Annotated in this window: 14 protein-coding genes; 7 read left to right on the top strand and 7 right to left on the bottom strand. The window is 56.4% G+C overall.

What is annotated here, in order from left to right; translation table 11 throughout:
- Window positions 1-127 precede the first annotated feature (127 nt).
- Window positions 128-1369, top strand: a complete 1242-nt coding sequence (locus ABLQ08_RS11320) for an NAD(P)/FAD-dependent oxidoreductase (protein ID WP_352941927.1) — start codon at window positions 128-130, stop codon at window positions 1367-1369.
- A 17-nt stretch (window positions 1370-1386) separates the two neighbouring features.
- On the opposite strand, the gene ABLQ08_RS11315 is transcribed toward ABLQ08_RS11320, so the two are convergent.
- Both ABLQ08_RS11315 and ABLQ08_RS11310 read right to left on the bottom strand, forming a co-directional pair.
- Window positions 1387-2073, bottom strand: coding sequence for a DUF2270 domain-containing protein (locus tag ABLQ08_RS11315; protein ID WP_352941925.1), 687 nt, complete (start codon window positions 2071-2073; stop codon window positions 1387-1389).
- 167 nt (window positions 2074-2240) lie between these two features.
- Window positions 2241-3458, bottom strand: a complete 1218-nt coding sequence (locus tag ABLQ08_RS11310; protein ID WP_352941922.1) for an MFS transporter — start codon at window positions 3456-3458, stop codon at window positions 2241-2243.
- 56 nt (window positions 3459-3514) lie between these two features.
- Between ABLQ08_RS11310 and ABLQ08_RS11305 the strand changes: the two genes are divergently transcribed.
- Together ABLQ08_RS11305 and ABLQ08_RS11300 are read left to right on the top strand one after the other, a co-directional pair.
- A complete protein-coding gene (locus tag ABLQ08_RS11305) occupies window positions 3515-4072 on the top strand; it encodes a CGNR zinc finger domain-containing protein (RefSeq protein WP_352941919.1) in 558 nt (185 codons plus the stop codon).
- 117 nt (window positions 4073-4189) lie between these two features.
- The gene (locus ABLQ08_RS11300; protein WP_352941917.1) at window positions 4190-4948 is read left to right on the top strand and encodes a hypothetical protein; all 759 of its coding nucleotides are present in this window, start codon (window positions 4190-4192) and stop codon (window positions 4946-4948) included.
- Between the two features lie 7 nt (window positions 4949-4955).
- Here ABLQ08_RS11300 and ABLQ08_RS11295 read toward each other — a convergent pair whose 3' ends face one another.
- A complete protein-coding gene (locus ABLQ08_RS11295) occupies window positions 4956-7394 on the bottom strand; it encodes a Tex family protein (RefSeq protein ID WP_352941914.1) in 2439 nt (812 codons plus the stop codon).
- A gap of 406 nt (window positions 7395-7800) precedes the next feature.
- On the opposite strand from ABLQ08_RS11295, the gene ABLQ08_RS11290 reads away from it, so the two are divergent.
- Window positions 7801-8448 carry a TetR/AcrR family transcriptional regulator gene (locus ABLQ08_RS11290; RefSeq protein WP_352941911.1) on the top strand — a complete coding sequence of 216 codons (648 nt, stop codon included), beginning with the start codon at window positions 7801-7803 and terminating at the stop codon, window positions 8446-8448.
- Here ABLQ08_RS11290 and ABLQ08_RS11285 read toward each other — a convergent pair.
- Both ABLQ08_RS11285 and ABLQ08_RS11280 read right to left on the bottom strand, forming a co-directional pair.
- The gene (locus ABLQ08_RS11285) at window positions 8432-9553 is read right to left on the bottom strand and encodes an ATP-dependent DNA helicase (RefSeq protein ID WP_352941909.1); all 1122 of its coding nucleotides are present in this window, start codon (window positions 9551-9553) and stop codon (window positions 8432-8434) included. The two genes, ABLQ08_RS11290 and ABLQ08_RS11285, sit on opposite strands and share 17 nt — an antisense overlap.
- 104 nt (window positions 9554-9657) lie before the next feature.
- Window positions 9658-10989 carry an NAD(P)/FAD-dependent oxidoreductase gene (locus ABLQ08_RS11280; protein ID WP_352941906.1) on the bottom strand — a complete coding sequence of 444 codons (1332 nt, stop codon included), beginning with the start codon at window positions 10987-10989 and terminating at the stop codon, window positions 9658-9660.
- 345 nt (window positions 10990-11334) lie between these two features.
- Between ABLQ08_RS11280 and ABLQ08_RS11275 the strand changes: the two genes are divergently transcribed.
- Window positions 11335-12261, top strand: a complete 927-nt coding sequence (locus ABLQ08_RS11275; protein WP_352941903.1) for a fatty acid desaturase — start codon at window positions 11335-11337, stop codon at window positions 12259-12261.
- Window positions 12258-13085: a phosphate/phosphite/phosphonate ABC transporter substrate-binding protein gene (locus ABLQ08_RS11270; protein WP_352941900.1), complete on the top strand. Its 828-nt coding sequence runs from the start codon at window positions 12258-12260 to the stop codon at window positions 13083-13085. Before ABLQ08_RS11275 ends, ABLQ08_RS11270 begins: the two co-directional genes overlap by 4 nt.
- A gap of 23 nt (window positions 13086-13108) precedes the next feature.
- Here the strand turns inward: ABLQ08_RS11270 and ABLQ08_RS11265 are convergent, their stop codons facing one another.
- Window positions 13109-13243, bottom strand: a complete 135-nt coding sequence (locus ABLQ08_RS11265; protein WP_352941898.1) for a hypothetical protein — start codon at window positions 13241-13243, stop codon at window positions 13109-13111.
- 165 nt (window positions 13244-13408) lie between these two features.
- Between ABLQ08_RS11265 and ABLQ08_RS11260 the strand changes: the two genes are divergently transcribed.
- Window positions 13409-14311, top strand: coding sequence for a LysR substrate-binding domain-containing protein (locus ABLQ08_RS11260; protein WP_352941896.1), 903 nt, complete (start codon window positions 13409-13411; stop codon window positions 14309-14311).
- Between the two features lie 54 nt (window positions 14312-14365).
- Here ABLQ08_RS11260 and ABLQ08_RS11255 read toward each other — a convergent pair whose 3' ends face one another.
- Complete coding sequence (locus ABLQ08_RS11255) at window positions 14366-15247, bottom strand: LysR family transcriptional regulator (RefSeq protein ID WP_352941894.1); 882 nt, start codon at window positions 15245-15247, stop codon at window positions 14366-14368.
- Between the last annotated feature and the right edge of the window lie 229 nt (window positions 15248-15476).

Raw genomic sequence — 15476 nt, 5'->3', positions numbered from 1 at the left:
TTGTAAATATATCAGTTGTTGATTTGAGGGAAGGTGCCAGAGAATATCGATTGCTCCCGGGGTGATGTGAACTTCGTAAGGGCTTCCCGCTATTGCCAAATCAACAAAAGCTTGCTTGAACGCTTTCATGAGAAAAGGGCATGTTTACGTGGCAGGGGCAGGCATCATCGGTCTGGCTGTTGCCGCAAATCTCGTACAGCGCGGGTTTGAGGTGACGGTTCTGGACCGGGAAGGTCCGGCGGCCGGAACGAGTCAGGGTAATGCAGGAGCCATTGCCTGGACGGATGTTGCCCCGCTTGCGTCTCCCGGACTTTGGAAACAGGCGCTGAAGTGGTTCGCTGATCCGCTCGGTCCCCTGACCGTGCGTCCGGCCTATGCCTTGAAGATCCTGCCCTGGATGATCCGATTTCTGGTAGCTTCCAACCCGAAACGCGTTGAAAGCAGCACGAAGGCACTTGCCGATTTGAATGGTGCCGCCCTGCCTGCCTGGGAACGGCTATGGCGTGCCTCCGGAACGCATAACCAGGTGCGGCGGGACGGATGCCTGGAAATTTTTGATGCCGAGGCCTCCTTGAAAAGTGCGAGAGAAGGTTGGGACGAGCAGCGTGAATTCGGCATTTCAATTGAAGAACTCGATGCCGGCGCTATTCGTGACCTGGAACCGGACCTGTCCGCAAGGGTCGTCGGTGGCGCCCTTGTTCCGGGTTGGATGCAGGTGGACGATCCGAAAATCCTGTGCCTTTCCATCGCGGATTGGCTGAAAGGGCAGGGTGTCGAATTCGCAGTGGGGGATATCGCTGGGCTCGCGCCACAGGATGCAGGCTGCGGTATTCTTCTCAAGGATGGCCGGAAGATTGATGCCCAGCACCTTGTGATCGCCTGTGGGGCGTGGTCGAAGACCTTGGCCGCACAGCTCGGAGATGCCATCCCGCTCGACACGGAGCGTGGCTATAACATCACCGTTTCCGAGCCCGGTGTGCGGGTTAGGCGCATGATCATGCTGCCGGGGCACGGGTTTGTCATCAGTCCCCTTTCGACCGGTTTGCGTGTCGGGGGCGCGGTGGAATTCGGCGGTCTTCATCTGCCGCCAAACTGGAAGCGGGTCGATGCGATGGTGGCCAAGGCGCGCCTTTTCTATCCGGACCTTCAAACAGAGGGCGGCGAGCGCTGGATGGGCTATCGTCCGTCCATCCCCGACAGTCTGCCGGTCATTTCACCGGCATCACGCCATGGCCGTGTCTTTTACGCCTTTGGTCATGCGCATCACGGTCTGACGGAATCTGCTGTTACCGGTGAACTGATCGCGGACATGATTGAGAAGAAGCCGTCGGCAATCGATGTGAGCCCGTTTGCGGCTGACCGTTTCTGAGCGCGGTTACGGATGGATCAAATTTGCTCCATCGGCGACTTCCGCTTCGCGCGGTAGATCTGATCGAGCCTCAGGGTGACGATGGCGAATATTACCCAGCTGGCATGGAAAAAGACCCCCGCCAACATGACCCAACTTCCCGGAATGACACCGATGGAAGCCCGGTCGAAGGCTTCCGAAAGCGTGGTCAGCGGTTCAGGATGGATTGCCAGTTTGCCGTAATAGGAGACAGCCTGGATCGCCAGGATCCAGGAATAGTTGCTGCGCAACCTTCGGCCGGCCGCACGGACCAGACTGATGTGGTAATGGGGCAGCTCGTAGTCGTCTGCCAGCATCTTGCTCCAGGAACCTCCCCAGGGAACCTTTCGGCCGTAGAGGATCGGAGCGTAGAAATCCGATTCCATCAGGCGCGCTCGAGCGCGGAACAGGTTGTAGTAACGGTATCGACGTGCCTCGAGGATCAGAAACACCGTCACCAACAGGCCCACCAGAACCATCGGAAGCGGTGAGGCGTCCTTGTTGGAAAAAGTCGCGGAAAGTGCGATGCCGGTGGTCACGACGGCCCAGTTTGTGGTGTTGTCGAGACGCGTCCGCCAATGTGTGCTGCGGAAGACTTCGGCTCTGTAGAGGTGAGCAAGCGCGCCAAGGGTTCCGGACTCGATGTCCTGGTTGGGCCAGTTCTCGTTCGGTTCCTGTTCCTTCATACCTAAGACTGTCGCGCTTGAACCAATCTCCTAAACGCTACAACTAAATGGCCTTCTTGGCCATTGGCTGGTCTTACCTTGGTGGAGGTGAGCAGGGTCACAATTGCGTCTGCTGCTCCGGAGCGGACGAACGTGACAGGCTCTGCCTGCTTTTCGACGTGCACTTCTCAGTCGGCGATTTCAGAGGGAGCACCGGGATCTTGAACAGGCAGCGTTGTGAAGCCGGTAAAGAGATATGTGACCAGAGCGAGTACTGCCGGGGCTGCGAAGAGAAAGAATGCTGTTTGCAGTCCTGAGATGTCGGCACAAAGGCCACTTACGCTTGAGCCTGCAAAAAAACCTGTCCATCCTATCCAGCGATATGCGGCAACCGTCCGTCCAAGCAAGGCTGGCGGAACGGTTTCCTGCTGAAAGGCAGCAATCGAAATGGACCATGTCACGCCGCCGACGCCCGCCACCAGTGCGGAAAGCAGAACCGCTTCGAGACCGAAACCAACAGCCGGAACGATAATGAAGATGAGTGTTGCGATCGGGTCGAGTGCGCGTACCTTGAAATCGCCCAACCGGGTCCTGAGTGGCTGATAGAAAATCGCGCCGATCAGGGAACCGCACCCCATCGCGGTCATGACGTAACCGATGCCCGGTACCCCGATGTTCAAATGTGCTTCGGACAGGGCATAGGGAATGATCAGGGTCATCCAGGCTCCCCAGGACACTGACATCGCCATCAGCAACATCGTGATCCGTCGATGTACAGGAGATCGAAGCAAGAACCGTGCGCCGTCAAAGAAACCCTGAACACCCCTTTGTGCGCTTTGCGTGTTGCGGGCGGGTTTCGGCAAGGCGAAGAAACTGACAGTGATTGCGGCGGCAGCCAGTAGAAAAACTCCCGATGGGGAAGGTGCCAGAAGCTGGGCGATCAGGAAAGGCGCGAGCAACGTCGCCGCCACCATCTTGGCGCCCTGGAGCATGGAGTTGCCGAGGTGCAGGCTGTGTTTATCAACCAGATCCGGCACGATGGTCTGGCCGGAGGTTTCAGTCAGAACCTCCCCAAGTCCGACCAGCAGGCCCAGAATACACAGCAGTGCAATCTGCTGCTCGACCGTTTCGGTGAAAATGAGAAAAGTGAATGCGGCCAACCCTGCTGCAAGCGTGCCCGCTCGGTAACCGGCAATGCGGCCAAAGCGGTCGAGGCTCCAGCCTGCAACAAGGCCAAATAGCGGCCAGGCAATTGTGATTGCGCCTGTTACCAGACCAATAACGGTGGCCGAATAGCCGATCGTCCCTGTCAGGGTGGGCAAGGCGATTTTCATTAGTGTGATGCCGAGGCCGGAAGCAGCCATCGCAGTGGACATGCGCCAAAGGGAGATGTCAGACGGTTTCATGTGTAAGCCTCTTTCTGTATAATAACGCTTACTAACATAATGAGTAATCATTTAAAATGAAAATACCGCTTACATTAATTTCGCTGGAAGAGGCGATGTCGTTTGCGATCGATCTCGCCAACACGCATGACCCCATGCGCGAACCGGTCGACAGTCTCGCAGATGCAGACACTGCGACGGAGTTTCTTCAGCCGTTGCTTGAAGAGAAGGAAGATGCGGTGCGCATTGGCAGGGAACTCCGCCCGCACCGGGATATCCTGCGTAAGGCGTTCTTGGATTTTGCGGCAGGATTGGAGAATGATCAGTCAACCTGGCAAGGTCTTGAGACGGCGCTCGAGTCAGACTGGAAACTGGGACAAGATGGCGAAGGAAAGCTTTCGGCATTTCCCGGGCAAAAACAGTCGGCCGTCAAGCGTCTGGTTTCGTGGAGTGCCCTCGGATTCTTTGCTCTGATGCAGGGAGCACCCGAGCGAGTGCGGGTCTGTCAGTCCGCTCCCTGCGAAGAGGTATTCCATGACAAGACCAAAGCCGGACGACAGCGGTTTTGCTCAAAGCGGTGCGGGACACGGTTCAACGTTGCGCAATACCGGTCCCGGGAACGGGATTCCGGTTGAACCGGGCAAGCGGCCAGGATTCGAGATTACGCTTAACTTAAGATTGTGTTTTCTCTGCATTGTTATTGATTGTTTTGAGTGAATGCCGGCAACAATTGCAGAAAACAGGTGTTTGGAGTGGACCAGAAAACCAACGTTATTTCGCAGGCGTTTGGTGCCTTGCAAGCATGCCGATCTCTCGTACTCACATACCTGGGTGTCACATGCGGTATTGATGTTTTGTCTGAGCGTTACGAAAGCGAGTGGTTCTGGGATATCCCAAGTGCACTTGTGGGAGCTGTTTTTGTTTATCATCTGTGCATCAATTTACTAGGTCTGGAGCCAGAGACAGGGTTCTTCGGAAAATCTCAGCGCCAGTTTGTGCTGAGATACATTCTACTTCTATTTCTCCCCTCATTCTTGATGGGCTGGGGAATTGTTCTTTCAGTTGAAATGTTTCCAGAAGATTTTGCGTACCAGAGCACGCTTTTTGTTTCGGTCCTGACGGGATTATTTGTAAGTTTTATATTGCCGTTGTTTCTGTTCGGCTCTGCCTTGCCTGCACAGTTGCTTGAAATTCAACCCCAAATTATCTCTTCGATTCACAGGGCAGGCCGCCAAGCCGGGTACTTGCTGACTCGAATGCTCTTCCTGTTGGTGCCGGCCGTACTCGTGTCGACGGCAATCTTCCTCGTATTTGAATTCACTGAACTCGAGATGATGCCGATAAACGCCGCTGGCGAAGTGAATGTAGTTGGTGGGTTGTTGCTATTGATTTCCAATCTGATCGGTGCGCTCTGCGATGCGCTGCTCTCAGTAATAATCTGCAATGCCTACATCAAGGACCTGCGAGAACAAGGCGAACTTCCGCTTGCTGAAGCGGAAGTCTTCGCCTGACGAAAGATCACTTTCGTTTCTTGTTCATCGCCGCCGCCAACGCTGCTGCCATGGCGTTGTTGCCGCCGTCCCCGCCTGAGGATTTCGGTCCACCCTTTCCACCGCGCGGCGCATTGCCACCTGGGCCGCGTCCACCGGGACCTCTGCCGCCAGGGCCTCGTCCCTGAGGTCCGCCGCGGTCCCTGTCCGAACGCTCACGCTGGCCCTGATAGTCGGCCTGGGACTTCATGGTCATGGAAATACGCTTTCGTGGTACGTCCACTTCCAGAATGGTGACCTTGACGATGTCACCGGCCTTGACGACCTGGTGCGGGTCATCGACAAACCGGTCAGCAAGCTGGGACACGTGAACAAGGCCGTCCTGGTGCACGCCGACATCCACGAATGCGCCGAAATTGGTGACGTTGGTGACCGTACCTTCCAGCTTCATGCCGGGCTTCAGGTCCGAAATCTCTTCAACCCCTTCCTGAAGAGCTGCGGTCTTGAACTCCGGGCGCGGGTCGCGGCCGGGTTTCTCAAGCTCGGAGAAGATATCCTTCACCGTCGGCAGGCCGAATTTCTCGTCCGTGTATTCGGCCGGATCCAGACCCTTGAGAAGAGAGTTGTCGCCCATGATCTGGCGCACATCGCGGCCGCAGGCTTTCACGATCCGCTTGGCCAGCGGGTAGGCCTCAGGGTGGACGGAAGAAGCATCGAGCGGTTCCTTGCCGTCATTGATCCGCAGGAAGCCGGCGCACAGCTCGAATGCCTTGGCGCCAAGGCGCGGAACATCCTTCAGCTGAGTTCTTTTTTCGAAGCGTCCAATCGAATCCCGGTGTTCGACAACGGCCTTGGCAAGGCTGTCGGAAAGGCCGGAAATGCGTGAGAGCAGGGCCGGGGAAGCGGTGTTGAGATCAACGCCGACCGCGTTCACCGCGTCTTCGACAACAGCATCAAGCGCACGGGCCAGTTTGGTCTGGTTGACATCATGCTGATACTGCCCAACGCCGATGGATTTCGGCTCGATCTTGACCAGCTCGGCCAGCGGGTCCTGCAGACGCCGCGCAATGGAGGCCGCACCGCGCAGGGAGACATCGATGTCCGGCATTTCCTTCGCTGCCAGTTCGGAGGCGGAATAGACGGACGCACCCGCCTCGTTGACAATGACCTTTACCGGCCGTTGCCCGGTGGGAATGTCGGAAAGGACGTCGCCAGCAAGCTTATCGGTTTCGCGGCTTGCCGTGCCATTGCCGATGGCAATCAGGCCGACCTTGTGCTTTGCGATCAGGGCAAGCAGGGTCGCCCGTGACCCGGAAACATCATTACGCGGCTGGAACGGATAGATCGTCGCCGTGTCGATGAGCTTGCCGGTATCGTCCACAACAGCGACTTTCACACCGGTGCGGATGCCGGGATCTAGTCCAAGCGTTGCCTTCGCACCTGCCGGTGCGGCCAGCAGAAGATCCTTCAGGTTCTTTGCAAAAACCTGAATGGCTTCTTCCTCGGCCTTGTCGCGCAAGACACCCATCAGATCGAGTTCAAGATGGAGTGCAAGTTTCACCTTCCAGGCAAAGCGTGCGACATCCATCAGCCACTTGTCCGCCGGACGGCCGGCATCGGCAATGCCATAGGTGTCCGCGACCATTTTCACAGCGGGAAGGACGGGAGACACATCATCGGCGTCAACCGTCAGATCAACGGACAGGATGCCCTCGTTCCGGCCACGGAAAAGAGCAAGAGCCCGGTGGCTGGGGATTTTTGACCATTGCTCGGAATAGTCGAAATAGTCGGCGAATTTCGCGCCCTTGTCCGCCATGCCGTCGATCAGCTTGGACTGGACGACACCCCGTTCTTCCAGGTAACGGCGAAGGCGGCCCACCAGTTCCGCGTTTTCGGCAAACCGCTCCATCAGGATTTGCCGGGCACCGTCCAGGGCTGCCTTGGCATCCGCAATGCCCTTTTCCTCATCGATAAAGCCGGTTGCCTCAGTTTCCGGTGTCTTCGAAGGGTCATCGAGCAAAAGATCGGCGAGCGGTTCCAGTCCGGCTTCTCGCGCGATCTGGGCCTTGGTGCGACGCTTTTTCTTGTATGGCAGATAAATGTCTTCAAGTTGCGACTTCGTTTCCGCTGCCTGAATGCTTCTGGTCAGGTCATCCGTAAGCTTGCCCTGTTCGTCGATCGATTTGGTGATCGCGACGCGGCGGTCTTCCAGTTCGCGCAGGTAAATCAGCCGCTCTTCAAGCTTGCGCAGCTGGCTGTCGTCCAGTCCGCCCGTTGCTTCCTTTCGATAGCGAGCAATGAAAGGCACAGTCGAGCCTTCGTCGAGGAGCTGCACGGTCGAATTGACCTGACCCGCCTTGCAGCCGATTTCATCTGCGATGCGATGGGCGATGCGAAGTGCCGTTTCTGCTGAAAGGACAGTCTTTGAGCCTGTCGGTGTCGGATCGGAGTGTGTGAGGCTGACCATTGACGCGGTGACTTTCGAGATTGGAAACTTTTGAGCCGCAGAAGATATTCCGCCTTAATCGGGCGGAAAAGAGACAGAGCCGCACCGTCCACTGCCAATTGGCCGGAAGGGAAGAAGAAGGAAGCCGGAAAACCGAAATCTTAACAATCCTTTCTGTCCCAGCGGAGAATCGCCTGCGCGAAGAATGGGAATGATTTACATCTTTTGGTTGTTTTTTTACTGTGTCTTGAACGAAGTGCAATAAAATGCGTATTCTACGTACGGCAATTGCAGCTATTCTTTGACCAAATTATCGTGATTGAATGCTCTCGACATAGAGCGGTGCGGACGCATTGAAGTAGTCGCGTCCTTGATGACCGCTCATGCATGATCTTGATATCCGGTTTGTTAAAAGGAGCACAGACCGATGGCACGGGGACGGCCAAGGAAAATCAGTACCAAAGACGCGCTTCACTCGGTCATGATCGCGTTTTGGCAGAACGGTTATTCCGGAACGTCCATGAACGATCTTTCGGAAGCCTCAGGAATGGCCAAGCCTGGCCTTTACGCAGCCTTTGGCGACAAGGAAGCGCTGTTTGAAAAAGCGCTGCTGCATTATTTCGAGACTTATGGCGGTCCCGTGTTCGGCCGGCTCCAGCAAGCCCGCCGGCACTTCATCGATGATTTTCGCGACTTTCTGGGCGCGATTGCGGATCTGACCCTTGATCGCAGCACGCCTTCGGGGTGCTTTCTCGTAAACGCTCTTGTCGATTGCACCTATGGTTCCGAGCGCCATCAAGAGCTGGTCAACGGATTGCGCGAGTCCCGTTATACGGCGATCAGGGAACGGTTCATCAAGGCGGTCGCAGCCGGGGAAATGCCCTCGGATGCAGATGTCGACCGTGCAGCAACTTTTCTGGACGGTCAGTTCTCGGCCATTGCAATGCTTGGTCGCAGCGGAGCGTCGGATGCCGACTTGAAGATCTTCATCGAAACAGGCCTAAGCGCATTGCCGGTCTGCGGTCCCTCCCGCATTATGACCGATGAACCGGATACTTCTACCTTACGACAGTGATGCGTTCGGCTGCCCTTGTGACAGCCGTGTAAAGCCAACGGCTCTTGTGTTCACGAAACGCCCAGCTTTCGTCAAATAGAATGACATCGTCCCATTGGGATCCTTGCGCCTTGTGAACAGTAAGCGCGTAGCCATAGTCGAATTCATCCGCCTTGCGCCGGATCGCATAGGGGATGCTTTCGGCGCCATCTTCGAACATGGCGGGCAGCACCTTGACCTTCACCGTCGTCTTGCTGATTTCGTCTTCCGAGACCACGTCAAAGCGCAATGTATTGCCACGCGGTTGCCGCAGCCGCTTCACGTTCCAGAGCCCGCCATTCAGAAGACCCTTGGTCTTGTCGTTGCGCAGACAGACGAGTTTGTCTCCAACCGCCGGCATGGGCGTGGTGAAATCCTTTAGTTCGCGGATGCGGCCATTATAAAGGCGCCGGGTCTTGTTGGTGCCGACGAGTACCTGATCCGTCGCCAGGATCTGCTGCTTGTCTATCTCGCGGCGATGAATGACTTTGCTCTCACCGAATTCACCGTAGTCGAGCGTGCCGCCGTCGCGAATGGTCATGGACATGCGCACGATCGGATTGTCCTGTGCCTGCCGGTGAACTTCCGTCAGCATCACGTCCGGCTCCGCCTCGGTGAAGTAGCCGCCGCCCTTGACGGGGGGAAGCTGTGCCGGGTCACCCAGCACCAGAACAGGCGTGCCGAAGGAAAGCAGATCCTTGCCGAGTTCTTCGTCCACCATCGAGCATTCGTCGATGACGATCAGGCTTGCCGTTGCTGCTGCGCTGTCCCGCTTGATCGCGAATTGCGGACCGGCATCCTCGTCGTCGTCATCCAGGTCCTCTTCCTCCTTGGAAGAGCGCGGGCGATAGATGAGCGAGTGGATCGTACCGGCGTCCTCACAGCCCTTCTGCCGCAGAACATGGGCTGCTTTGCCGGTGAAGGCGCCGAAACAGACGTCGCCGTCGATGCCTTCAGCAAGATGGCGGGCAAGCGTTGTCTTTCCGGTGCCGGCAAATCCGAAGAGACGGAAAACCTGACGGTCACCCCGCTTCAGCCAGGCAGCCGCCTCCTTCAAGGCTTCATCTTGTTGCGGGGACCAGGCCACCGGATCGCTCCTCATAGTCAGGGACCCGGATGATTACCCTGATTTGCTGTCTCCCGCCAAGACCGAATTCCTGTTGATCCGGAACAAGGTTGCGTTGAACGGGGCTATCCCAAAACCGAAAACGAACTTTCTTTGGTCAGGTCCCTCTTTCGGGAAAACGTCGCGGTATTGATGGTGTGTTCAACATGCCGCAGGGCGAACTGGAATGGGTGGCTGTCATGATCGTTGCCGCTTTCGCAATATTCGATCAACTCGCTCATCAGGCGTCCGGCGACCATGGCGTTCTTGAACTGATTGCCGCTGGTTCCGATGGCCAGATAGAAGCCATTGACATCGCTTCGGTCATAGATCGGCAGCCAGTCGTCGGTGGCATCGTAAAGGTCTGCGATGCCGAGAGGGTGTTGAGAGACGCCAAGCTCCGGCAGGCGCTGAGAATAGCGGTATGCGTAGGTCAGGGCACGATCGGTGAGATCGCGTCGGAAGTCGTCCGGGTCCTCTTCAATGTGCGGATCGCAGGGCGGATTGAGACTGCCGATCATCAACTGCCCACCGCTGCCTGGCTTGACATAACAGGCAACGTCACCATCGGCGACAATGAGACCTTCCCGAGAATAGCCAAGACTCTCAGGCGGTTTGATCTGCACCACTTCCTGGCGGAGAGGTCTGAGGCCGATGCGGACACCTACTTCGCCTTCAAGCAGTCGGTTCACCTTGCCCGAATGAGGACCTGAAGCGTTGATGACGATACCGGCCTCGAATGTCTGGCCATTTTCGCAGACTATGCCCGTGACCCTGTTCCCGGTCACCTTGATGCCGACAACCCTGGTGTTGAAACGGAACGCTGCACCGTGACGTGCCGCAGCATCCTTGAGGTTCCTTGCAGCCAATTGCGGGTCGTCAACGTAGCCGCTTGCAGGAAAATAGACGCCGCCTTCGATCTTGCCGCCCGTCGGCATGCCGAAAGTCTCGTCGTCCATCGTCTTGGCAGGGGCGAAGCACTCCAGATTGCAGCCGGGCAGGTTTTCCTCAATTTGCGCCGGGGTCCAGTGCTCGTAGGCAATTCCGAGCGTGTCGGAATGTTTGAGAACATGTCCGAGCGTCTTGTCTCCGGCGGTCTTCATGAGAACTGTGCCGGTATCGATGAAACGCGCGAGTTCCTCCTGACCGTCCGCATCAAGATCCGCCGGCCAGCTCTTCCAGTCATGATAGCCCTCCAGGGCCATCGCCGTTCCATCCAGCGTCGAATAGTAAGTCCGGATCACCGCGGCCGAGCTGGACGTAGACCCGTAACCGGCGGCCGGCAACGTATCGACATTCAATGTCTTGTAGCCTTTGCGGGCAAGTTCGCAGGCTATTGCGCAGCCAATGATTCCCGCGCCGATTATGATGGCGTCAAAGCGTATGACCTCGGTGTCCTTGGAGTGCGCTGGGGGCATTTCCTGGTTCCTTTGTTCCTCTGTCAGGACAGGCGACTGCTCCTGATTTGTCCAGAAGAATATGCGTCAATTTAAGGTCTGAAATACGCGAACAGTGTGAATTTAACTGATGAATTGGTGAAAATAACTTACATAGTTATTTTTTATCACCAATATGATGATTTTGTAAAACTATGTAGAATTTGTCCCATAGTCTCTAGTTGTAATCAAGACGATGCGCGCTCAAACTGATCAAGGTAAGGGCCCGCACAAATGCGCTTTCAAGCCAGAAGAATATGCGGTCCTGCATTGGGACGACTTTCAAAATCGCCATAACGCAAGTGGTTGGAGCAAAGTGTGCGGGGCATGAAGTTTGGGGAATGGCCGACGGTGGCCCTGATAGCCTTTACGGGATTTTCGTGGATGCTGCTGGTCGGCAGTTATTCGGAACTGGAAGCGTGGATGGTCTGTCCGCTTGCGGCGATAATCGTGACGCTGCAATCTTCCCTGCAGCATGAAGTTCTGCATGGACATCCGACCCGCAATCCAGCTGTGAACGAAGCCCTTGTCTACTGTTCCCTGGGGCTCTTCATTCCCTATCGCCGGTTCAAATCCCTGCATTTGCGTCACCACAACAATGACCGGCTGACCGACCCGTATGACGACCCCGAGAGCTTCTATCTCGCCTGGCGCGAGTGGGACCGTCTGCCGTCCGTCATCAAAACTATCCTGAAACTCAACAACACTTTGCTCGGGCGCCTGACGATCGGGCCGGCGGTGTCCCTGATCGGTTTCTACGGTTCTGAGATCCGTATGCTGCGCGCAGGTGACAAGGTGGTCCTGCGGGCCTGGCTTCATCATCTGGCCGGACTGGTTCCGATTGTTCTTTTTGTCGTTCTCGTTGGCGGTATGCCGGTTTGGCTTTATGCTCTCGCCATTGCTTATCCGGGAATGAGCCTTTTGATGCTGCGGACCTATGCAGAACACAGAGCTCATGAGAATGCTGAGGCGCGCTCCGTCATCGTGGAATTCTGTCCGATCTTTTCCCTGTTGTTCCTGAACAACAATCTGCATGTCGTTCACCACGCGCATCCGCGTGCGCCCTGGTATCAATTGCCAAAGATCTACCGGAATGCCCGGGCGGACTGGCAGAGGCGAAACGAGGGTTATGTGTTTGCGAGTTATGTTGAACTGGCGAAACATTATCTTTTCAAGGTGAAGGAGCCTGTTGCCCATCCGCTCAGGCACAGGACCCTTTCCAAGAAACTGACTTCAGGTGAGAGAGTCTCTTGAGTCGACGCCGGTATCATCCCGTTCGCCTTGCCATGTATGACTGGCCTGAAGTGCGTCAGGAAACAGAAAACCTGGAACGAGCGCTCCATGAGGCGCTGACAGATGCGCTTGGTCTTGAACCGGATGACCTCGTTCCCTGGCCTGAGGAGATCAGCGAGGCGGATATCTGGCGGCAGCGAGGCGTTCTACTGACGCAAACCTGTGGCTATCCACTGACACATGCGCTCAAGGGCAAGGTCAGGCTGTTGGGAGCTCCCCACTATTCGGCTGACGGCTGTGAAGGGCCGCGATATTGCAGCCATCTGATTGTGCACAGGGACAGCCCGTTCGAGCGCCTTCCGGACCTGAAAGGCAAACGTGCTGCCTTCAACGGACCGGACAGCCAATCGGGCATGAATACCTTCCGTCACGCCGTCGCCCATATTGCCGAAGAACAGGAGTTCTTCGCGGAAGTGACAAGAAGCGGTGGCCATCTGGCTTCGATGTGGACGGTCGCCGAGGGCAAGGCCGATGTTGCAAGCATAGATGCGGTGTGTTGGGGGCTCGCCTGTCAGGAAATCCCGGAGTTGACCGAGCAGCTCAGGCCGATTGCGCAAACCGCGCCGGCTTCCGGGCTGCCGTTCATCACCTCCATGCAGTTTTCACAGACGGAAGCGGATCTGATCGCCGAGACGGTCAAGATGGTTCTGTCTTCGCCCGAAACGGCAAAAAGCCGCGAGCGCCTGGGCATTCGCGGCTTTTCAAAACTCTCGCTCGACGACTATGACGGCATTCTGCAAATGGAGCAGGAAGCCGAAGCGCTGGGATATCCAGCGCTGGCATAGTCCGCGATGAAAACCGATTCTGCTTAGCGAACGGTTCTCGGCTCTTTCGCTGCTTCGCGCATGCGCAGAGCAAAATTCATCTTGGCCAGTTCAGCAGCGGAATGGCCGGAAACAACACCCATAAGGTTAGTGCGCAGGGCTTGTGCAAGATAGGTCATGGCGTTCCCAATCCTGATACGTTCGATTGTTGGAAATGCGGTCCACTGCATTGAAATAACGGGCCGCTTGATCGCTATATGGGCATAATTTGCGTTTCAATCAATCGAATAGTATTCATCTATTCGTTCAAAAAAATTGAACTGAATGGCTCGAAGGTCGCTCGTATGGAAAAATTACCGAGTGCGGGAACTCCGCTCATCGACATGGAACTTTACCGCACATTTGTTGTTATCGCGGAAACGTCAAGCTTTACAAAGGCTTCCGATCTTGTAGGGCGCACACCTTCGGCCGTTTCGATGCAGATCAAGAAGCTTGAAACCTTGCTGGGTGTCGCAGTTTTCGCGCGTGAAGGCCGCACTGTTCGTCTGACGCCGGAAGGCGAAGGTCTGCTTGGATATGCGCGCCGGATCCTGATGTTGAACGAAGAAGCGGTTTCGCTTTTCGTGTCGCCGGAGGTCGAGGGAGAGGTTCGGTTCGGGGCGCCGTCGGACTTCGGGACCCGGCTCTTGCCGAACATCCTTTCCAGATTTGCCCGTTCCCATCCGGGGGTGAACGTTGACGTGCACCTGGACGGCAGCCCCAAGCTGGATGAAATGGTCAAGAAGGGTGCATTGGACCTGGCGCTTTTTACCGCACGGCCCGGAACCGGTCTGGCAACAGGCGGCGAGGTCGTCTTTACGGAGCCGCTTGTCTGGGTCGGGCTCGAAGGCGGCATTGCTTATGAGCGCGATCCCTTGCCGCTGGCTGTTTCGACGCCAGGCTGCCCGTGGCGAAGAGCGGCCCGGGTGGCGCTGGATGACGCGCAAAAGCCTTACCGGATCTCCTACACAAGCTTCCATAGTGCCGGACAGGAAGCCGCGCTGCTGGCGGATCTTGCAATCGCACCGTTTCCGGCCAGCGTCGTCGAGCCCCCTCTTCAGGTTCTGGACGAGCGGCACGGTCTGCCGGAAATCGGCGACTATCACATCATCATGACCGAGCGGCCCAAGGCCGGTAAGGCGAGCCATGCTTTTGCGGAACATGTGGAAGAGTGCTTCAAGGAACTGAGCCTCGCTCAGCCTACTTGAGAGAGTACTGCTAAAGGAGTTAGCGCATTCGTTCTCTTCCGGCGGTGTCTGAACCTATTGGATGAAACGCTGCTTGTTGCGGGCAAAATACTCGAAGGCAAAATCAACAAATGCGCGCACCCTGGCGACGCGGCGAAGATCGCCGTGATAGAGCAGCCAGATATTGTAACCGTTCTGCAAGGGGATGCCCGGAACGCGGATGATGCGCGGATCGGCATCCCCGGCAAAGGCGGGAACCTTGATCAATCCGAGACCCTGCGCCGCGGCCTCGATCTGCATGGAGACTTCCGGCAGCACATGCCGGACCTTGGCTTTGGGGAACGGGCTGGACGCCACCCAGTCATGCGTGTCGTTCCAGGCGATCCACTGCGTGCCGTCGCCGCCATTGTCCAGAATGTTGGGATGAAGCGCCAGATAGTCCGGCGAGGCATAGATCGCCTGAACGAACCTGATCAGCTTGCGCCCAAGCAGGTCCTCATCGACATTCAGGGCAATCCGCAGCGAAATGTCAGCCTCGAGCTTTTGCAGGTTTGAGACGCGATTGGTTGAAATCGTGCGAACCGAGATCTCCGGATAGCTTTTCGAGAACTCGCAAAGCATGTGGGAAAGAAGCTCATGAGACATGACCGGGGGCAGGCTCAGGCGAATTGTTCCGGACGGTACCAGGTCCAGTCCGGAAATCTTCCGGCTGATGGTGTTGGCCTGCGCCTCCATTTCTTCGGCAGGGACGATCAGGGCTTCTCCTGATTGGGTCAGCTGCAGGCCGCTGGTGGTTCTGTCGAAAAGGCGCGTTCCGAGATCTGCCTCAAGCGCTGAAATGGCACGGTGGACCGTGCCGTGATTGACGCCGAGCTTTTCGGCCGCCTTGCGGAAACTTCCTGTGCGCATGGCCGTCAGAAAGGTTCGCAGGTGATCCCAATCCAAGTCTCTTTTCATCCGCACACCGTTATCAGAAAGTACTTATGTGAGGTGGATTGTTTTTTATCCGCAATGGCTGGCGCAGGCCTATTCTAAAATAGAAACCGATCCACAAACTTCCAGGACAGGTTGATGCCCCAGTGGTGTTGTCCGGACCTGCCGATGGCCAACGCGGATTTCGTTGAAAACGGTGTTGAGATCCATACGAATGCCGTGGCCTAAGATTAAAAGTGTATCAATATAAGAC

Source organism: Roseibium sp. SCP14 (assembly GCF_040329475.1).
Taxonomy (GTDB): domain Bacteria; phylum Pseudomonadota; class Alphaproteobacteria; order Rhizobiales; family Stappiaceae; genus Roseibium.
Note: the sequence above shows the minus strand (reverse complement) of the source record. Positions and strands in the feature narration are given on the sequence as shown.